Below are 19,352 nucleotides of genomic sequence, written 5' to 3'. Positions count from 1 at the left end.
CTCAGCGGCCGGGTAGGCCGAAAATGTGGTCCCGCACGCGTTCCAGCCGCGAAGGGACACCATTGGGAGACGATTCCTGCAGGTCCGGAGCGGCCAGCGGTGCGTCCCACAGCGAACCGAACTCGGCGGGCGCCTCTTCCGGTGTCTCGCTCGGGGGCGCGGGGGCGGCAGGTGGCGGCAGGGCTGGTGCGGCCGCCGGGGCCGGGGCGGCGGGCACGGCGACGCGCGCCACCGTGGCGCGCTGCGGTGGCGTCGCATCCGGCTCTACCCTGCTCGGGCCGAGTTGCAAGCTCAACGCGGCGGCTACCGAGGCCACCAACGTCACCGCTCCGGCCGCCAGCATCAGCAGCGCTCCGGCATAGGACAGTGACCGCACACGACGCCGGCCGCCGTTGCCGATCTCCACGCCGGCCGCGGGCGCCTCAAGCGGCGCCGAAATCAATTCGGCATCCGGCGCCAGGGCCTGGGCCGCGCCTCGCGCCAACGCCTGAAACGCCCCGCCCTGGACGAAGACCGGCACCGACAGCGCGGACTCCAGGCGGCGCCCGAGTCGGTCCATACCCCGCACCGATCCGGCCACCAGGAGCATTTCCGGCCGCTGACCTCTCGAGGTCACCGTGTCACCGAGCCAGGCGGTCACATCATCGAGGCCGTTGATCGGGCAGCCGGTGACGATCGCTTCGGCGCAACCCGGCTGGTCGGGCAGGACCAGGGTGGCCACCTCGGCTTCGACGACACATACCGCGGTCCGTGCGTGTGGAACGCCGATTCCGGCGGCCAGCGACATAGCCGCCTGGCTATAGCGCACCGGAACAACGTGCTCGAAGCCGGCGTCCGCCAGCGACTCGAGCAGCAGCGCGGCGCCGACGGCCGCTTCATCGCTCCAGGTCACTGCCACGCCGTGCAGTCGTTCGCCGCGTGCGGCCAACATGGTGCGCAGCTGGTCAGCCACCGCTGAGGCTTGTGCCGCCAGATCTACCGCGTCGGGTCCGGCGTCGCCGACGGCGACACTCACTTCTTCACCGATAACCGTCGGGCAGCCCGAGCCCCCGGCGTCGGCCATGACCCAGCCGATTGTCGACGGCGTGATCGCCAGCCCCAGTACGGTGTCCAAAATCGCGCGCCCCAATCGTCCTGATCTGCGATGTCACCGCGTCTGCTCAGGGCCTTCACCGGGCCCGTGAACGGGATCGGCGGGGCGCCGGAACGGACCGGGGACAGCTCAGGACTGTGTGGTCTTGTCGGCTTACCGGAGGGGAGCCTACGCGTGTCGTCCGGCTTGTCCTAACCGGGTCCGGGGCCAAAATCGGGTATGCTATATGCGAGTCGGATCCCTAGACGGCCGCTGAACTTGCAAATTGCGGCCGTTGCTGCATGTAAGGGCCGATGCCGAAGTGTGGCGCGCGTGGCGTCGCGATCGAGAGATTGAACGGTCCACAGCACGACGACAAGGGGCAGGAATGACAGACGTGAGCAAGGGATTGCGCTGGGCACGCCGACTTTTGGTCGGCGCGATAGCTGCCGCAGCGCTGCCGGGTCTAATCGGCCTGACAGGTAGCGAGGCGACCGCATCGGCGTTCTCCCGGCCGGGTCTGCCGGTCGAGTACCTGCAAGTGCCTTCGGCAGGTATGGGCCGTGACATCAAGGTCCAGTTCCAGCCCGGCGGCTCCGGCAGCCCGGGCCTGTACCTGCTCGACGGCATGCGGGCCCAGGACGACTACAACGGCTGGGACATCAACACCCCGGCATTCGAGTGGTACTACCAGTCGGGCATCTCGGTGATCATGCCGGTCGGTGGCCAGTCCAGCTTCTACAGCGACTGGTACAAGCCGGCTTGCGGCAAGGCGGGCTGCTCCACCTACAAGTGGGAGACCTTCCTCACCAGCGAGCTGCCGGCCTACCTGGCCTCGGAGTACGGAGTGAGCCAGAGCCGCAACGCCGCGGTCGGCCTGTCGATGGCCGGTGCGTCGGCGCTGACGCTGGCGATCTACCACCCCAACCAGTTCACCTACGCCGGTTCGCTGTCGGGCTACATCAACCCCTCGGACGGCAAGAGCTGGATCGGCCTGGCCATGGGTGACGCCGGCGGCTACAAGAAGGAAGACATGTGGGGCCCGGACGACGACCAGGCCTGGTTGCGCAACGACCCCACGGTCAACGTCGGCAAGCTGGTCGCCAACAACACCCGCCTGTGGGTCTACTGCGGTAACGGTCGTCCGAACGAGTTGGGCGGCGACAACATCCCCGCGACGTTCCTCGAGGGCAACTTCATGATCGGCCAGAACAAGAAGTTCCAGGAGCTCTACACCGCGGCCGGCGGCAACAACGCAGTCTTCAACTTCCCCGACTATGGCACCCACAGCTGGGAGTACTGGGGCCAGCAGCTGCAGGCCATGAAGCCCGACCTGCAGAGCCACCTGGGCGCCAGCGGCGGCGGCAGCTAAGTCTGCGCCGACCGCAGCGGTCTTACCACTGGGCCCCATCCGATTCCGGGTGGGGCCCAGTGCTTTGCCTGGAGGGGTTACCGTGGCGTCGCCGACGTGATTGGATGGCGAACATGCAGGGTTCGGCGACAGTACACATGGCGGCCCCGGCCGAGCGGATCTGGGATCTGGTGGCCGACGTTCGCAACATCGGGAAGTTTTCCCCGGAGACCTTTGAGGCGCAGTGGCTCGACGGCGCTGACGGTCCCGCAGTGGGCGCACGATTCCGCGGGCATGTGCGGCGCAACGGGATCGGGCCGGTGTACTGGACCACGTGCCGGGTCACCGAGTGCGAACCGAACCGGGTGTTCGGCTTCGCGGTGCTCGCCGGTGACCGAGCCGTGAACCGGTGGCGCTACCAGCTCACCCCCACTGCGGATGGCACCGACGTCACCGAATCGTTCCAGCTGGCCAAGTCCTTCCTCACCACCGTGTACTACTACGTATTCGGCGGTTTTCTACGGCAGCGCAACAACATTCGCGATATGCGTCGCACCCTGGAGCGAATCCGCGACGTCGCAGAAGAGGCCGCACAGCCCTAGCGGGTCAGCCCAGGCTGTCCGGGTCGGCCAGCGGCAGCAGCAGGAATGACGGGGTGGGACCGCCCTGATGCACTTGGTAAAGCCCGCCCGCCAACGCTTGGCGGGTGGACGCCGTTGGAACCAGGTGCGGGAAATCGTAGGTGGTCACCGTCAGACGCAACCGGTGCCCCGGGGCGATCAGCGCTGCGGTCGGGAAGATCTCGATGTCGTAGGCGGTCAACTCCCCCGGCTCCACCGGTCGCATCGCAGACCGCGTGCTGATGTGATGCGGGCGCAGCACGGTGCCATCGGGCAGGTACCAGGTCCGGTCCGGGTCCAACTCGCGGTGTGAGCCGAGCAGCGCCCCCAGCGTCAGCGGCCGATTGACACCCTCGGGCGCAACATCGTCGAGGTGGGCGACCCACAGTGTCTCGGTGGTGTCGGCGGTCGCCTGCACGCGCAGCGTGATCGGTCCGGCGATCAGTGTCGGCGAGTCGAATGCCTCAGTCGTGTAGGTCAGCGCCCCGCGCTGCACCCGGCGGTTGTCCTGGTCGTGACGGGTACGGCCGCCCGCCGCGGCGGTGGCGTAACTGTTCAGCCCCAACGACCACTGTTCGAGGCTGCGCCCCGACACCGGACCGTGCGAGCGGTACGGCAACGCGGCCAGGCTTTGTTCCTCCTGGGCGTCGGCAGTCAACCGGCCGGCGTGTGACAGGTAGAGCCGGGTCGGTGTCGCCTCGGGAATCGGGTACTCACTGGCGTGATACCAGCGGCGGTCGCCGATTGGTTGGAAGGTGAACGGTGAGCCCGAGATAGCAGCCGCCGTATCGTCTTTCAGCCAATAGTCGAACCAGCGCAGCTGCAGATCCAACAGGTACATACCGTCGTAGTCCGAGACGTGGTACCACGGCCCCATCATCAGTTTGACGCGGTCGGTCAGCGGCTGCCCGGGCTGCATGGGCGCATGGGGCGGGCGGCCGGTGTAGGCGTTCTGCAGCGCCGCGTAGTTCAGCGGTGCGCCGCGCTGAAAGGCATCGTGCCAGCCGCCGGTGAGGAAGACAGCCACGTTGTTGGCGGCGATCTCGGGCAGCACCAGGTCCGGTCGCATGTCGTCCCAGAACGGCCCGTCGTAGGCGGCGTCACCACCGGTGCGCGCCTCGGCGATCAGCGGCCCGAAGTAGCCGCGCTGGTCTTTGCCGCGCTGGCGCACCGCGGCCAGCCCGCCGGCGCGGGGCCGCGAATGGCTTCCCGGGGTGAAGAACTCCAGCGCCGGGTTGATCACGTTGAGCAACGTGTAGATCGAGCCGTAGGCGCGCACCGTCCGCAGGTGCGACACCCCGCCCATGGCGGCGGCATCCCGATAGAAGTCGTTGGCGGCCATCACCGGGAAGATCGCCTTGAGCGGCGAATCCGGGCCGACCGCGGCAGCGGTGAACAGTTGGTTGATGGCCAGGTAGGAGATGCCGAACATGCCGACGCGTCCATTGGCGTTGGGCAGAGTGGACGCCCAGGTGACCAGCTCGACACCGTCGCGGGTCTGGTCCGCGCCGAACATCTCGAACGAGCCACCGGATGCCCCGGTGCCCCGGACGTCGACCATCACCTCGATATAGCCGCGCCGAATCAGATGCGGTGACGGACCGCCGCCGATCTGCGCCGCCGGCGGCGGTGCCAACTTGCCGTAGGGGGTCACCGACAACAGCACCGGGAACGGCCCTTCGGCGGGCGCGCCGGTCTCGGGGACCGTGGGGTAATGAATGTTGGCGCGCAGCACGACTCCGTCGCTCATCTTCACAGCGACGTTGCGCCGAATCCCGACGCCATAGCGCGCGGGCGGCGCGGTCCACTCCGGGCTCAGCGGCGAGGGGCTGCTCGGGCGAACGCGCACGGCCGAACCGGACTTCCGTAGTGCGACACCGGCGGCCCCCGCCGCAGCGGCTGCCGCCAGCACCCATCCGACTCTTCGCGCCGTCCGCCGATCAGCCATGCCCAGACTCTAAACTCCGCACCCGTCCCGCTCGGGCACCTGTCCAGTAGCGGCGTATATTCCGGCGTGTCATGTGCACCTCCGGAAAGGGGCATCGGCATGCCGGCTGACGTCAAACACATCGTCACCGAGATGTGGCAGGCACTATCGCGTCGCGACTGGGACGCGGTGAAACCCTTTCTGGCGCAAGACTGCATCTATGTCGACATGCCGGTGGGTCCGGCTGCCGCCGCCCGCGGGCCACACGACATCGTCAAGCGCCTCAAGATCGGTCTGGAGCCGCTGGCCGGATACGAGAACCATTCGGGCCTGCTGGTCGCCGACGGCGCCGATGTGTTCTACGAGCACTCTGAAACGTGGAACTGGGCCACCGGGGAGACCGCGCTGCTGCGCTTCGTGACGGTGCACAAGGTGATCGACGGGAAGATCACGCTGTGGAAAGACTATTGGGACATGGCCGGCCTGACGGCCCATGCGCCGCCGACCTGGCTGGAAGACTTTGCCGAGGCCGACATGTCGTGGATATTCGACGCCACCGGCCTGATCTGAGTCGGGATCAAGCCCTGCTGGGCAGGGTCAGTGCGCAGGCCTGGCCGATGTCCAGGGTGCGCAGCAGCCGGCCCATACCGAGCCAGAGTGCACACGACAGCGCGAGGTCGGCCAGCAGTTCGTCACTGAGATGCTCGGCGCAGCGCGACCAGAAGTCCTCGTCGTCGCGCAGGCCTGTGTGGTCAGTGGCGAAGCGGTGGGCGAACTCGGCGGCGAGCCGCTCCTGCGCGCTGTAGCCCGGCCAGGTACGCCACTCCGACGCGTGTTCGTACAGTTCCTCATCGACACCCGCTGCCGGGCCGTCGGCGTCACGGGTGTTGACGCACACCGTGCACTCGTTGTCGAAGGCGATCACCATCCGGGCCAGCTCCCGGGTGCGCATCGGCAACCGGCCCTTGCCGTAGACCGCTGTACTGAATGCGCCGATTCCCGCCGCCAGGTCAGGCGATTTAACCATCCAGCCCATCACGTCGTCTTCGGCGAATGTCCCGATTCGGCTCATACTTAGCGATGCTAGCGGTCAGCCGTGGGCGGTGCTGCTGAACTCCGCCGACTCCCCCGCGTCGTCGGGGTCGATGATGGCCCGGCGAGCGATCCGCTGGAGCGCGGCTGAAACCTCGGCGCGATCCGGGCGGCCCTCGAACCCCGGCGAACGGGCCAGTTTGTCGACCACCCAGTCCTGGACCAGCGAGGACACGAACCCGACCTGGCGCAGACCGGCCCGGGTGAGGCCGAGGTGATCGCCTTCGCGCAGCACATAGCCTTGAGACACCAGCTGATCGACGGTGGGTTCGAGGATCTCGTAGGGCACCCGTAGGCGCTTGCCGATGTCACTGAGCCGCGCGGTCCGAAACACCTGCGTGTACCGGTAGATTCGCAGCACCGTCCACAGCCCGGCGACGTCGAGCTGGCAGTCCGGTCGCAGGGCGATGGAGCGCAGCCGCATCCCGGGTTCGTTGTGCAGCAGTCGCCCGATCGCGTTCTCCAGCAGATCGTCCGACGACGCGTTGGTGGGCATGCCGAACCCGTCGCCCAGGTCGACCGCGCTGTCGCGCAGTTCTTTGAGCGGGACCTCACGCAGGAACAGTGCCAACACGAATCCGAGCAGCGCGACCGGCGCGGCGCACAAGAACACCTGTCCGAGGGAGTCGGCATAGGCCGCCACAATCGGCTCCGCCTGCTGCGGCGGCAGGCGGCGCACCGCCTCGGGCGAGTCGGCTGCACCGGCGGCCAGTCCGGCGCTGGCCAGCGCCGGTCCGAGCCGGTGGCTCAGGAAGTTCACGAACAGCGACCCGAACACGGCGGCACCGAACGAGCTGCCGATGGTCCGGAAGAATGTGACCCCGGAGGTGGCGACGCCGAGGTCGGCGAAGCTCGAAGTGTTCTGCACGACGAGCACCAGTACCTGCATCGACAGGCCGATGCCGGCTCCCAGGATCACCAGGTAGACCGACTGCAGCAGCGCCGGCGTGGCGGCATTCATCTGCGACATCAGCGCGAACGCGATCGTCATCAGCGCGGTGCCGACCACCGGAAAGATCTTGTACCGGCCGGTCCGGCCCACCAGTGCCCCGCTGCCGGTGGAGGTCACCAACATCCCCACCACCATCGGCAGGGTGCGCAGGCCCGAGGTGATCGCCGAGACACCGTCGACGTACTGCATGAAGGTGGGCAGGAAGGTCAGCGCGCCCAGCATCGCGAAGCCGACGACGAACGCCAGCACACAGCACACGGTGAACACCGGGTCGGCGAACAGCCGGGTCGGCAGGATGGGCGCCGCAGCCCGGTTCTCCACCCAGACGAACAGGGCCAGTGCCACCACCGACGCCCCGAACATGCCGATGATCGCCCATGAACCCCAGGCGTAGCGGCTGCCACCCCAGCTGGTGGCCAGCGTCAATCCGGTGGCGCCCAAGCCGATCAACACGATCCCGGCGTAGTCGATGACGGGCTTGGCGCGGCCCGCCAACGCCGGGATCGCGACGCCGGCCACGATCAACACCACCACCGAAATCGGCAGATTGATCCAGAACGCCCATCGCCAGGTGAGGTAGTCGGTGACGTAGCCGCCCAGCAGCGGGCCGATGACGGTGGTGACCCCGAAGACCGCGCCCAGCATGCCCTGGTAGCGGCCCCGGTCGCGCAGCGGAATGACTTCACCGATGAGTGCCGCTGCGGTGACGGTGACCGCGCCCCCGCCGATGCCCTGCAGCGCCCGCGCGGCGACCAGCATGCCCATCGAGCCGGCCAACCCGCACAGCACCGAGCCGGCGACAAAGCACAACACGGCGGCCTGGAACACCCGCTTGCGGCCGAACAGGTCGCCGAGCTTGCCCGCCAGGATGGTCGCGATCGTGGACGTCAGCAGGTAGCTCGTGACCACCCACGACTGGTGCCCGGCGTTGCCCAGGTCCGAGACGATCGTGGGCAAGGCGGTCGCCACGATGGTCTGGTCGAGCGCGGCCATCAGCATGCCGAACACGATCGCGGTGAAGATCAAGTTGCGGCGGTGCGGGCTGACCGGCGCGGGTCGCACATCGTCGGCGACCGGCGTCGATGCGGTCATACTCGCCTTCCGTCGGCGGTGGACGCTCCGCCGATCAGGACGGCGGGCGGGAGACGCACTGCGCCGAGTACAGCGCCTCGCCGAGCTTGTCCATCAGCTCCAGTTGGGTTTCCAGGTGGTCGATGTGGGATTCCTCATCGACGAGGATGGTCTCGAGAAGCTTGGCGGTGGTGCTGTCCTGCTTCTCGCGACACATGACGATGCCCGGCCGCAACCGGTTGAGCACGTCGATTTCCAGCGCCAGGTCGCTCTCGAACTGTTCGCGCAGGTTCTGTCCGATGCGCAGCGACCCGATGCGCTGATAGTTCGGCAGGCCGCCGAGCAGCAGAATCCGATCGGTGACCGACTCGGCGTGGCGCATCTCCTCCATGGACTCTTCGCGGGTGTGGCCGGCCAATTCGGTGAAACCCCAGTTGTCCTGCATCTTTGCGTGCAAGAAGTACTGGTTGATCGCGGTGAGCTCACTGGTCAGCTGCTCGTTGAGCAGTTTGAGAACCTCGGGGTCGCCTTGCATGATCTCTCCTCTGATGTGAAGAACCTCGCATGCCGGCCGCGACGGACGGGGCTTGAATCATCGCCGTAACGCGCCAAATTCAATCTAATGCAGGCCGCCGCCCGCAGGGGGGTGTTTACCCGCGTCTCGGCGCGTCGAATCGCCGCACCGCCTTGGGGTCTTCGGGCGAGTGTGAGATCGCCGTACGTCACCGGACCCGTGCTAGGTGCGCCTTACTTAGGTTAGACTCTACTAATATGAGACTCGTTTCGCCCGGCAATCGTGTCGGCATTTCGGGCAGCGGTATCTCGCAGCGAGACGATCCGCATTCCCTGGTGCTGGCGCTGGACTACCGGGTCGACGACGTGGGCCGGACGTGGTCGCTGATTCAGCGGGACCATTCCCCGCTTGTCGACCTGGGCGCCCGCCATGCGGTGCTCTACACGTCGGAGTTCGAGCCGGACCGGGTGCTGGTCACGATCGGCCTGCGGCACCGGATCTCGGTCAAGGAGCTCTTGCGCTCCCCCGCGGTCTTCGAATGGTTTGACCGCTCCGGCGTCAACGATCTGCCTGCGATCTTCGCCGGCGAGGTCACCGAAAAGATCAGCCTGGCCCAGCCCGCCGACGAACCGGATGGTTCGGAGGTGATCGTCGGAGCGGTTGCCACCGTCGCCGACCCCGCGGACCTGATGGCCAAAGTGCACGCCGGATTGGACCGGTTCGCCGACGCGGGAGTGCGCAAAGTGTGGGTGTATCAAGCAGTCGATGACGGACATGAGGTGATGACACTGCTGGAAATCGACAGTGCGGCAAGTGCACAGCGATGGATCGACCACCCGGACACCGCCGCGGAGTGGATGTCCGGCATCGGAATCGGTGGATACCCCCGGCCGTTCGTCGGGAAGGTCGCCACCTCGATCGATCTGATGGCGCCCGTGGGCGACGGTCGGTAGGGGTATCGCATGTACGTATGCCTGTGTGTCGGAGCCACCAATCAGATGGTGTCCGACGCCGTCGCCGCCGGGGCGTCGACGTCGAAAGAGGTAGCCGCGATGTGCGGCGCGGGTGGCGACTGCGGCCGGTGCCGCTGCACCGTTCGCGGCATCATCGAGGCCACCCTGGCCGCGACGCCCACCGCCGCCGACAACGGAGCGCTGCGGCGCCTCGCGCTGGACATCAGCCCCGTCGGGTCACACTGATTCGCCGCCTCGCCGGCCGGTGAATTCGGCCAGCGCATCGGCGTTGGCTTGGCCACCCAAGAGCTCGGCGAAGAACGCGTTCTCCCGCTCGACCGCAGCCAGGGTCTCTGCCCGCGTCGGCTCGACCATCGCACTCTTGACCGCCATCAGGCTCGAAATCGGCCGGGATGCAAGAACTTCCGCATGCCGGCGGGCCTCGCCCAGGAGCCCGTCGGGCTCGCAGACCGCGAAGACCAAGCCCATCCGCAGCGCCTCGTCAGCGATGATCCACTCCGAGGACATCAGTAGCCAGGCCGCGTTCTGCCGTCCCATCAATCGCGGAAGCAGGTAGGACGAGGCCGCCTCCGGGGCCACCCCCAGGCTGGTGAACGGACACTTCAGCCTCGCGCTCGATGACATGAACGCCAGGTCGGCGAAGCCCAGGATCGTCGTTCCGATCCCCAGGCCGAGACCGTTGACGGCGCAGATCAGCGGCTTCGGGAATTGCCCCAGCGCGGCGATGAGACCGCGAAAGCCGTGTTTACCGGGCACGAAATCCGGGTCGGTCACCATGGCCTGCATCTCAGCCAGGTCGGTGCCGGCGCTGAACGCCCGGCCCGCCCCGGTGATCAGGACCACCGCGACCTCGGGGTCCTCGGCGGCGGCAAGCAACGCCTCGGCGGTGGCGTCGTAGAGCGCCTCGTTGAACGCGTTGAGCGCCTCGGGGCGATTCAGCGTGAGAGTCCGAACCCGGTTCTCGTCTTCGATCGTCAGGATCACCCGTGCAGCCTAAACGCCGCCGACCGACCCGCGACCGCGACGCTACTCAGACCAGCGCGACCTGGTGGCCCGCGGCGACGACGCCGCCGATGATGCCCGCCAGCCGCCGATAGGACTCGTCGCGTCCACTGGAGGTGCGAAACACCAGCCCGATCCGTCGGCCCGGCCGAGGCGGCGCGAAGTAGGCCAATGCCAGCCCGTTGCGCTCCGCTTCGACCGCCACCGCGGTCTGCGGAATCAACGTCACCCCCAGCCCACCATTGACGCACTGGACCGCGGTGGCCAACGATGCGGCGCGGGTGGTGGCCAACTCGGCACGAACTCCCGCGTTACGGCAGATCTCCAAGGTCTGGTCGCGCAGGCAATGGCCCTCGTCGAGCAGCAGCAACGGTAGGTCCGCCAGCGCGGTCGGCGGTACCCGACGCTTACCGGCCAGCGCGTGGCCGGGCGGCAGCGCCAACACGAAATCCTCCTCGTAGATCGGTATTTCACTCAGTCCGGGCACCTCAGCCGGTAACGCCATCACGGCCGCGTCGACCGCGCCCTCGCGCAGCCCAGTGAGCAGCCGTTCGGTCTGGTCTTCGATCACGCGCAGATTGAGGTCCGGCAGTTGTTCGGACAATCCGGCCAGCACAGCGGGCAGCACATACGGCGCCACCGTCGGGATCAGTCCGAGCCGCATGGCACCCTGCAGCGGGTCGGCCACCCCGGCGGCAGCCGCCGAGAACTGCGCCGCCGCATCCAACACTGCGTGGGCGTGCGGCAGCAATTGCTGCCCCTCGGCGGTCAGGAAGACCCGCCGGGTGGAGCGCTCGATGAGTTGGACGCCCAACCCGGCCTCCAACGACGACAAGGCCTGCGACAGCGTTGACTGGCTCAGGCCCAGCCCGGCGGCTGCCAGGCTGAAGTGGTGCTTCTCGGCCACGGCGGTGAACGCCCGCAGCCCCGCCAGCGTCGGATGATAACTTGTATCGGCCATGCCGATTAGTATAGTGCAAAGCATCACCTTTCATTTTTAATCAAGATGAGGCAGGATGGAGCCTGCGGGCGATCGACTCGCCCCGAACACCCTTAAAACTCAAAACCATGAGGAGTGACATGGCACTGCTGACCATCGGCGACCAGTTCCCGGCCTACAGCCTGACCGCGTTGGTCGCGGGCGATCTGACCAAGATCGACGCGAAGGGTCCCGAGGACTTCTTCACCACCATCACCAGCGACGACCACAAGGGCAAGTGGCGGATCATCTTCTTCTGGCCCAAGGACTTCACCTTCGTGTGCCCCACCGAGATCGCCGCGTTCGGCAAGCTGAACGACGAGTTCGCCGACCGCGACGCGCAGGTTCTCGGGGCGTCGACCGACAACGAGTTCGTGCACTACAACTGGCGCCTCGATCACGCGGACCTCAAGACGCTGCCGTTCCCGATGCTCGCCGACCTCAAGCGCGAGCTGGTCGAGGCCACCGGCGTGCTCAACGCCGACGGGGTCGCTGACCGGGCCACCTTCATCGTCGACCCCAACAACGAGATTCAGTTCGTCTCGGTGACCGCCGGGTCGGTGGGCCGCAACGTCGACGAGGTGCTGCGGGTGCTCGACGCCCTGCAGTCCGACGAGCTGTGCGCCTGCAACTGGAAGAAGGGCGAGGCCACCCTGAACGTCGGCGAGCTGCTCAAGGAATCTCTCTAGATCGCAGCCGGATGAATCGCGCTCGCGGTGATGTCGGGCGCCAGGATGAGGAGGAACAGCGCCAATGAGTATTGAGAACCTCAAGAACGCGATCCCGGAGTACGCCAAGGACCTCAAGCTCAACCTGGGTTCGATCGCCCGCACCACGGTCCTGAACGAAGAACAGCTCTGGGGCAGCCTGCTGGCCACTGCCGCGGCCACCCGCAACGCCACAGTGCTGGCCGAGATCGGGGCCGAGGCCGCCGACAACCTGTCGGCGGAGGCCTATCAGGCCGCCCTGGGCGCCGCGTCGATCATGGGCATGAACAACGTGTTCTACCGTGGTCGGCACTTCCTGGACGGCAGCTACGACGACCTGCGGCCCGGGTTGCGGATGAACATCATCGGCAACCCGGGGGTCGACAAGGCCAACTTCGAACTGTGGAGCTTCGCCGTCTCGGCCATCAACGGCTGCCAGGCGTGCGTTGCCTCCCACGAACAGGTCGTTCGGGAGGCGGGCGTCGGCCGCGAAGCGGTGCTGGAAGCTCTCAAGGTCGCCTCGATCGTGGCCGGGGTGGCGCAGGCGGTCTTCGCCGCCAGCGCCGACCCGACCGCTACCTAGGCGTTACAAGGCGGTCCAGTCCCTATCGGCGCGCGCCGGGCGATGCCCGGCGCGCGCCGTAGACTTTGATCTCGTGACGCTCAGCGACGCCGACCGTGGTCATCTGGCCCGCTGCGTCGAATTGGCCGGCGAGGCTTTGATACACGGCGACGATCCGTTCGGATCCCTGCTGGTCGACGCCGACGGCACGGTGCTCTTCGAGGACCGCAACCGGGCCGGCGACGGCGATGCCACCCGCCATCCCGAGTTCACCATCGCCCAGTGGGCGGTGGCCAATCTCATTCCGGCGCAACGTATCCAGACCACCGTTTACACCTCTGGCGAACATTGCACGATGTGCGCCGCGGCCCACGCCTGGGTCGGATTGGGCCGGATCGTCTACGCCTCATCGGCGGCGCAACTGACCGAATGGCTGCGCGAGCTGCAGGTGCCGGCGGCCCCGGTGGCCCCGCTGCCGATCACCACAGTCGCTCCCCACGCGGTGGTCGACGGGCCGGCGCCGGAATTCGAACAGGACTTGAAGGCGCTGTTTAGGGCCCGCTACCAAAATCGGTAATCCTCACCCGCGGGCAAGCCACGCCAGTCGGTCCAGGGTCACCGGATCCTCCTGCCCGTCGTAATAGCGGTCCAGCACCGCACGAAAGTCGCGGCAGCAGCACCGGCCGACGTGGCCACCACCCTCACACGCCCGCCCGAACAACGTCATCGAGGAACGCAGTTTAATGTCGTCGGGCCAGCCCAAGATCTCCTCGATGGACCGGCCACCGACCGCGTTGATCAGGCCCACGCACTCCTGCAGTCGCGGTCCCAGCACGGCGTGCGCCAGGTAGGCGCGTGCCTCGGCGGGCGACGCGATGCCGTAACGCTGGGCCATCGCGCTGCCCCCCAAGCCGGCGAGCTGCGGAAAGACGAACCACATCCAGTGGCTGCGCTTGCGGCCGGCACGCAATTCGGCGATCACGGTGTCGTACACCGCGGCCTGTGCGTCGACGAAACGCTGTAGCCCGAATGGGTCGGTGCTTCCGGCCATGCCATCAACCGTGGCACAGTTCGACGTGCAGCAGGGAAGGAGTCAGCGATGTCGGCGATCAGGCGGCGCGTTCCCAGGATCGGTGATCTTGCACCACTGATCCGTTTCCGCAGGCCACGGTTGAACCGCACCGCGCGTCGACTTGAGACGGCACTGACCGTCGAAGACCTACGCCTGCTCGCCAAACGGCGCACTCCCCGAGCCGCCTTCGACTACACCGACGGCGCCGCCGAAGACGAGATCTCGCTGGAACGAGCCCGACAGGCCTTCCGGGACATCGAGTTTCATCCGGCCATCCTGCGCGACGTCTCAACTGTCGACACCAGCCGCGAGGTGCTCGGCGCGCCGGTGGCGTTGCCGTTCGCGATCGCACCGACCGGCTTCACCCGCCTGATGCACACCGCGGGCGAGCTGGCCGGCGCCCGCGCCGCCGAGGCCGCCGGTATCCCGTTCGCGCTGTCGACCTTGGGCACCGCCTCGATCGAAGATGTCGCTGCGGCCGCTCCCAGGGCACGCCGCTGGTTTCAGCTGTACATGTGGCATGACCGCGACCGGTCGATGGCGCTGCTGCGGCGCGCCGCCGAAGCCGGCTACGACACCCTGCTGGCGACCGTCGACTGTCCGGTCGCCGGAGCGCGGCGACGCGACTCCCGCAACGGCATGTCCATCCCACCGGCACTGACGCTGCGCACGGTCGCCGATGCCGCGGTGCATCCGGCCTGGTGGTTCGACCTGCTCACCACCGAACCGTTGTCCTTTGCCTCGCTGGACCGATGGTCGGGCACCGTCGCGCAGTACATGGACACCATGTTCGATCCGAGCCTCACCTTCGACGATCTGGCCTGGGTCAAGTCCCAATGGCCGGGCCGGTTCGTCGTCAAAGGCATCCAGAGCCTCGCCGATGCCCGCGCGGTGGTCGATCGGGGTGTGGACGGCATCGTGCTGTCCAACCACGGCGGCCGCCAGCTCGATCGAGCGCCGGTACCGTTCCAGCTGCTGCCCGAAGTGGCGCGCGAGGTAGGGGCCGACACCGAAATCCTGCTGGACACCGGCATCATGTCCGGCGCCGACATCGTCGCGGCGATCGCGCTGGGTGCCCGCTGCACCCTGATCGGCCGGGCCTACCTCTATGGCCTGATGGCCGGCGGGCAGGCCGGCGTGCAGCGCGTGATCGACATCCTCGCCGAGCAGATCCGGCGCACCATGCGACTACTCGGGGTCAGCGACCTGTCCGAGCTGACGCCGCAGCATGTCACCCAGTTGCAACGACTGGTGCCGCGCCGGTAGCCGCGGCGCGCCTCGCTCAGAACGCGGGAGCCCGCGTCACCAGGGCGGCGATCATGTCGTTGAGCGCACCCGCCTCGTCGGTGATGTGCTCGCCACAGGCTTTGACGTCGATTACCGTGTCGGCCACCGCGTTGAGCACCCGCTGGCAACCGTAGCCCTCGGAACCCAGGGTGTAGGTCTGCGAGATCCGCGGTGCACTACCCACGGCGTCCCCGATATTCCAGGTGTAAGTGTTGTGGTCTGGGTAGGTCACCGTCACCGCCTGGCCCGCACAACCCCGCCACTGCGCCACCGACTGCTCAACGAACGCCGCCGCCCGCCCGGAGTTCGGGGCGAACGCCACAATGTCCTGGTCCACGAAAGGCCGGCCGTTGACGCCGGCGCGTTGCAGGCCGCCCGGCTCCTCCAGCACCTTCCACGCCGCCCGCTGGGCCTGGCTGTCCCGGTAAACCTCGTCCAAGCCCGGGTAGAGAACACCCAAGCATTCCGGCTGTGACGCCGTTATTGCTCCGGCGGGCTTGAGCGCTTCGAGGTCGGCCTGCACGGTCTCCATTGCGGGGGTGGCCATCACAGCCTGTACGTCGTCGTCAGCGGCCAGATTCGGTGCCGGCGCCTCCGGTGGAGTGCGGGTCAGTCCGAATGCCAGCGCGCCGGCCGCCGCCACCGCCACGGCCGCGCCGGCGAGCAGCAGCTTCTTCGCCGGCCCTCCCCGAGGTCGCTGAGCGGCGCCAGCGCGATCCGAACCGTCCGCACTGGCCCGCGTGACTTCGGGCGCCGGCCGGGCGATCACGGGCCTCGGCCCGGTAACCGCGGCGACCGGCATGCCGACGGTGGCGGCAGTGAAGCTCGGGTCATTGGCGGCCAGAACCGCGTCGACGTCGGTTCGGGTTCGCACGGTAACGTCCGGCCGGTCGCGCAACCGGCACAGGAGCTGGACGATGTCGTTGCGGACAGTGGGATCGTGACAGTCCTCGTCGAGCCGCGAACGAAGCTCCAAGACGAGTTCGCCCTGCTTGTGGTAGCTCAGCTCGGGTCCCGACAACTCCGACGAGAGCCGCATCAGGTAGGCGAAGGGCACCATCGGCTCCTCCGGCAACTGTGCGGGCAGCGGTACCGCACGGCGCGACAAGCTCTGCAGGGCGGCGACCAATCGAGCGTGGGCGGCGGCGTCACGCATCCGGTAGTCGATGATCTGAGTCGCCGCAAGTGGGGTCACACGCACACTGTCGACCGGGCCGATCTGCACCGGCAGAACCGGTCGTTGCAGCGCCCGCGCGTAGGCCAACTCCGCCTGACAGGGCTTGGACCGCAGTGAGTTGTTGGACAAAGCGACGACGAACACCGAGCAACACCGAATCCGGTCCAGGATCGTCTGCCACCACGCCTCACCACCGCCCAGCTCTTCGTCCAGCCACACCTGCTGGTCGGCGCGGCGCAGGACGGAAACCAGCGGATCGACTGACGCGCGATCCTGGCTGGCGTAACTGACAAACAGCATGGGCCTCTCCAGAGCTGGTGCGCGCAGAAGCGCACCGAATCGTCCTCCAGTTTGTAAGACTGAAGGCCGATATCGGTCGTCCTGCGTCCGGGTTAGTGTACGAGAGCAGAGCGCTTTTGTGATGGGCCGTTCGGCCCCGCCCAAAAAGCGCAGGAGGAGAAGTGTCGATGACCGGTCCCGCGGCCGAACCGAGTGCTCAGGCAAAGCCCGGGCGCGAAGCCCCGCCACCGGAGACGCTGCAGCACAAGGTGCTGACCGGGCTGACCGATCCACACTGGTACTGGCTGCTGATCCCGGCGGGGATCGTTGCCTTCGTGCTGGGGCTCTGGGGCTACGGCTCCTACGAGGGAGGCGAGCATTCGTACTCCGACGCGGTCTATGGCGCGGTCAAGTTGTTCTTCCTGCACGCGGCCCCCCAACCGGAGAACCACGTCGGCCCCGCCCTAGATATCGCACGCTTCCTGGCGCCGGTGGTAGCCGGGTGGGCGGCGCTCATTGCGCTGGTATCGATGTTCCGGGATCGGGTGCAGCAACTGCTTATCCCGTTCAAGCACGGGCATGTGGTGGTCTGCGGTCTGGGCTATGCCGGGTTCGAGTTCGTCCGCGAGCTCCGTGCCGCGGGATACCGGGCCGTCATCATCGAGTCCGATGAGGCCAACCCTCGAATCAGGACTTGCCGCAACTGGGGATTCCCGGTCGTCCTCGGCGACGCTCAGCTCAGCGCAACCCTTGAATCAGCTGGAGTGCGGCGCGCAGCCCGGCTGCTCGCGGTGACATCGGACAGCGTTGCCAACACCGAAATCGTCACGCTGGCACGTCGTTTGGCCGATGACTCCAAGATTTCACGCAGGACCTTCGGCCGCTCAAGCAAAGACCACTTGCGCTGCCTGGCGCGCATCGAGGACCCCGGGCTATGCGTGCTGTTGCGGCTCGCGGAGTTCAATCGCGGCGATGACCGGATGGTCGTCGACTTCTTCAACATCGACACTGTCGGCGCTCGGCTGCTACTGGCCGAACATCCGGTGCGAATCGTGCAGCGGCCCCACATCGCCGTCGCCCACCTTGATGGCGTCGGATCGGGATTGGTGTTTCAGGCAGCCCGCCAATGGCACGAGGAACGCGTAGACGACCAGCCCCTGCGGGTGACGGTGCTCGACGACCAGGCCGCTGCCAAGGTGGCCAAGCTAGTGGCCAATTACCCCTCCCTCGAGGAAGTCTGCGAATTCCACTGCTCGCCTGCCTCGGTACGCGACATCGATCGGGTGGCGCAGGACACCGACTGCCCGATTACCCAGGCCTACGTGACCGGCTACCACGACGAACGCAACGTCGAGTCGGCGTTGAACCTGCGCCGCGCCCTCGACAACACCGTACCGGTGGTCACCACCATCTCACGCGCCTACGGTGTGGCCGACCTGCTCGAGGAGCAGGCGCTCGGCGGCTCCGGGGTCACGGTGTTCCGGACTCTGCAGGAGACCTGCACCGTGGAGCTCGTCGAGGGCGGATCCCTGGAGGCCGTTGCCCACGAAATCCACCGGCGCTACTGCCTGATGCAACCCGCTGGCGCGCCGGCGCCCCCGCCCTGGCCGGAGTTGGCGGATGCGCTCAAGGACTCCAGCCGGGCCCAAGCCCGCCACATCGGGGTGAAGCTGCGCAGCATCGGCTGCGTCATCGCTCCCCTGCGCAACTGGCATGCCCGCGACTTCCAGTTCACCGACGACGAGATGGACAAGCTGGGCACCATGGAGCACGACCGGTGGATGCACGAGAAGCTCGACGCCGGTTGGACTCTGGGCGACGAAGACCCGGTGCTCAAGAAGGACCCGCACCTGGTGCCGATGGAGCAATTGCCACCCGAGGTCGCTGAGGTCGACCGGATCTTCGTGCGGGCGATCCCGGAGATGCTGGCGGCTGTCGGCCTGGAGATCATCGACGTAGCCCAGACCGCTCCGAGATATCCGGCGCGCAGCCTCTCGCACTAGCGCTCGCGCACCCGCGGGTCGTGGCGGGTTTTCGCTACGACGAATCCGGGTATATGCGCTGCTGTGATTGCCCACAAGGAACTGGTACGCCGATTGCTGCGGCGTGCGGGAACCACCTATGCCCAAGAGGCCGGCATCCGGTTGCGCAACCAGCCCATGCCGCTGTTCCAGCTGCTGATGCTGTGCATGCTTGCCAGCAAGCCCATCGACGCCAGCATCGCGGCCCGCGCCGCCCGCGAGCTGTTCAAGTGCGGGTTGCGTACCCCGCACAAGGTGCTCGAAGCCGATCGACAAACGCTGATCGACGCCATGGGCCGGGCCCATTACCGCCGCTACGACGAGAGTTCGGCCACCATGCTGGTCGAGTTGGCCGAAGCGGTGCAGACGGACTACGGCGGCGATCTTCGGCTGCTGGCGGAACGCAGCGGGCGCGACATCGCAGCGGCCGCCGAGGCGTTGAAGTCCTTCAAGGGAATCGGTGATGTCGGTGCGAGCATCTTTCTCCGCGAGGTCCAAGACGTGTGGCCCTGGGCCCGCTCTACCTTCGACGACCGCGCGCTGGATGCCGCGCGCGATCTCGGGTTACCCAGTGACGCAAAGCAACTCGGTGCACTGTCGCAGGGTCGCAATGCCGAGCTCGCTGCGGCTCTGGTGCGCTACTCCGCCGACGCCGGTGTCCGCGAGCGGCTGACCGAATGACGAGCGGAGGAC

Annotated in this window: 20 protein-coding genes; 11 read left to right on the top strand and 9 right to left on the bottom strand. The window is 67.3% G+C overall.

The annotated features are described in order from the left end of the window. Position 1: 1 nt before the first annotated feature. The gene (locus RCP37_RS10230) at positions 2-1,114 is read right to left on the bottom strand and encodes a DUF7159 family protein (RefSeq protein ID WP_308486730.1); all 1,113 of its coding nucleotides are present in this window, start codon (positions 1,112-1,114) and stop codon (positions 2-4) included. Positions 1,115-1,460: 346 nt separating this feature from the next. Between RCP37_RS10230 and RCP37_RS10225 the strand changes: the two genes are divergently transcribed. Together RCP37_RS10225 and RCP37_RS10220 are read left to right on the top strand one after the other, a co-directional pair. Then, positions 1,461-2,444, top strand: a complete 984-nt coding sequence (locus RCP37_RS10225) for an esterase family protein (protein ID WP_308486729.1) — start codon at positions 1,461-1,463, stop codon at positions 2,442-2,444. Between the two features lie 104 nt (positions 2,445-2,548). After that, positions 2,549-3,025: an SRPBCC family protein gene (locus RCP37_RS10220; protein WP_308486728.1), complete on the top strand. Its 477-nt coding sequence runs from the start codon at positions 2,549-2,551 to the stop codon at positions 3,023-3,025. Positions 3,026-3,029: 4 nt separating this feature from the next. Here the strand turns inward: RCP37_RS10220 and RCP37_RS10215 are convergent, their stop codons facing one another. Further along, positions 3,030-4,793, bottom strand: coding sequence for a CocE/NonD family hydrolase (locus RCP37_RS10215; RefSeq protein WP_308487025.1), 1,764 nt, complete (start codon positions 4,791-4,793; stop codon positions 3,030-3,032). Between the two features lie 297 nt (positions 4,794-5,090). On the opposite strand from RCP37_RS10215, the gene RCP37_RS10210 reads away from it, so the two are divergent. Continuing rightward, positions 5,091-5,540, top strand: a complete 450-nt coding sequence (locus tag RCP37_RS10210; protein WP_308486727.1) for a limonene-1,2-epoxide hydrolase family protein — start codon at positions 5,091-5,093, stop codon at positions 5,538-5,540. A 7-nt stretch (positions 5,541-5,547) separates the two neighbouring features. Here RCP37_RS10210 and RCP37_RS10205 read toward each other — a convergent pair whose 3' ends face one another. The 3 genes from RCP37_RS10205 to bfr are packed head-to-tail and all read right to left on the bottom strand — an operon-like array spanning position 5,548 to position 8,620. Continuing rightward, a complete protein-coding gene (locus tag RCP37_RS10205; RefSeq protein WP_308486726.1) occupies positions 5,548-6,042 on the bottom strand; it encodes a carboxymuconolactone decarboxylase family protein in 495 nt (164 codons plus the stop codon). 18 nt (positions 6,043-6,060) lie between these two features. After that, the gene (locus RCP37_RS10200) at positions 6,061-8,106 is read right to left on the bottom strand and encodes an MDR family MFS transporter (protein WP_308486725.1); all 2,046 of its coding nucleotides are present in this window, start codon (positions 8,104-8,106) and stop codon (positions 6,061-6,063) included. Positions 8,107-8,140: 34 nt separating this feature from the next. Continuing rightward, entirely contained in the window at positions 8,141-8,620 is a 480-nt protein-coding gene (bfr, locus tag RCP37_RS10195) for a bacterioferritin (protein WP_308486724.1), read from the bottom strand. Positions 8,621-8,856: 236 nt separating this feature from the next. Between bfr and RCP37_RS10190 the strand changes: the two genes are divergently transcribed. Further along, on the top strand, positions 8,857-9,552 hold the full coding sequence (locus RCP37_RS10190) for a fatty-acid--CoA ligase (RefSeq protein WP_308486723.1): 696 nt from the start codon (positions 8,857-8,859) through the stop codon (positions 9,550-9,552). Between the two features lie 9 nt (positions 9,553-9,561). Continuing rightward, positions 9,562-9,798: a (2Fe-2S)-binding protein gene (locus tag RCP37_RS10185; RefSeq protein ID WP_308486722.1), complete on the top strand. Its 237-nt coding sequence runs from the start codon at positions 9,562-9,564 to the stop codon at positions 9,796-9,798. On the opposite strand, the gene RCP37_RS10180 is transcribed toward RCP37_RS10185, so the two are convergent. Further along, positions 9,790-10,557, bottom strand: coding sequence for an enoyl-CoA hydratase/isomerase family protein (locus tag RCP37_RS10180; protein ID WP_308486721.1), 768 nt, complete (start codon positions 10,555-10,557; stop codon positions 9,790-9,792). The two genes, RCP37_RS10185 and RCP37_RS10180, sit on opposite strands and share 9 nt — an antisense overlap. 46 nt (positions 10,558-10,603) lie before the next feature. Next, positions 10,604-11,536 (bottom strand): hydrogen peroxide-inducible genes activator, encoded by a 933-nt coding sequence (locus RCP37_RS10175; RefSeq protein WP_308486720.1) that lies wholly within the window; start codon positions 11,534-11,536, stop codon positions 10,604-10,606. Between the two features lie 119 nt (positions 11,537-11,655). Here RCP37_RS10175 and RCP37_RS10170 point away from each other — a divergent pair, with 119 nt between their 5' ends. From RCP37_RS10170 to RCP37_RS10160, 3 genes are all read left to right on the top strand, one after another. Beyond that, on the top strand, positions 11,656-12,243 hold the full coding sequence (locus RCP37_RS10170; RefSeq protein WP_308486719.1) for a peroxiredoxin: 588 nt from the start codon (positions 11,656-11,658) through the stop codon (positions 12,241-12,243). 64 nt (positions 12,244-12,307) lie between these two features. Further along, positions 12,308-12,844 (top strand): alkylhydroperoxidase, AhpD family, encoded by a 537-nt coding sequence (ahpD, locus tag RCP37_RS10165; RefSeq protein WP_046285444.1) that lies wholly within the window; start codon positions 12,308-12,310, stop codon positions 12,842-12,844. 73 nt (positions 12,845-12,917) lie between these two features. Then, positions 12,918-13,400, top strand: a complete 483-nt coding sequence (locus tag RCP37_RS10160; protein WP_308486718.1) for a nucleoside deaminase — start codon at positions 12,918-12,920, stop codon at positions 13,398-13,400. Between the two features lie 3 nt (positions 13,401-13,403). On the opposite strand, the gene RCP37_RS10155 is transcribed toward RCP37_RS10160, so the two are convergent. Continuing rightward, positions 13,404-13,874: a DUF1810 domain-containing protein gene (locus tag RCP37_RS10155; RefSeq protein WP_308486717.1), complete on the bottom strand. Its 471-nt coding sequence runs from the start codon at positions 13,872-13,874 to the stop codon at positions 13,404-13,406. A gap of 48 nt (positions 13,875-13,922) precedes the next feature. On the opposite strand from RCP37_RS10155, the gene RCP37_RS10150 reads away from it, so the two are divergent. Next, entirely contained in the window at positions 13,923-15,161 is a 1,239-nt protein-coding gene (locus RCP37_RS10150; RefSeq protein ID WP_308486716.1) for an alpha-hydroxy acid oxidase, read from the top strand. A gap of 16 nt (positions 15,162-15,177) precedes the next feature. Here RCP37_RS10150 and RCP37_RS10145 read toward each other — a convergent pair whose 3' ends face one another. Further along, positions 15,178-16,659: a sensor domain-containing protein gene (locus RCP37_RS10145; protein WP_308486715.1), complete on the bottom strand. Its 1,482-nt coding sequence runs from the start codon at positions 16,657-16,659 to the stop codon at positions 15,178-15,180. A 167-nt stretch (positions 16,660-16,826) separates the two neighbouring features. On the opposite strand from RCP37_RS10145, the gene RCP37_RS10140 reads away from it, so the two are divergent. Together RCP37_RS10140 and RCP37_RS10135 are read left to right on the top strand one after the other, a co-directional pair. After that, on the top strand, positions 16,827-18,641 hold the full coding sequence (locus RCP37_RS10140) for an NAD-binding protein (protein WP_308486714.1): 1,815 nt from the start codon (positions 16,827-16,829) through the stop codon (positions 18,639-18,641). Positions 18,642-18,704: 63 nt separating this feature from the next. After that, positions 18,705-19,340, top strand: a complete 636-nt coding sequence (locus tag RCP37_RS10135) for an HhH-GDP family DNA glycosylase (protein ID WP_308486713.1) — start codon at positions 18,705-18,707, stop codon at positions 19,338-19,340. Positions 19,341-19,352 lie beyond the last annotated feature (12 nt).

Origin of the sequence: Mycolicibacter sp. MU0102 (assembly GCF_963378105.1) — a bacterium.
In the GTDB taxonomy this organism is placed as follows: Bacteria; Actinomycetota; Actinomycetes; order Mycobacteriales; family Mycobacteriaceae; genus Mycobacterium; species Mycobacterium holstebronense.
This window is presented reverse-complemented; position numbering and strand designations above follow the sequence as displayed.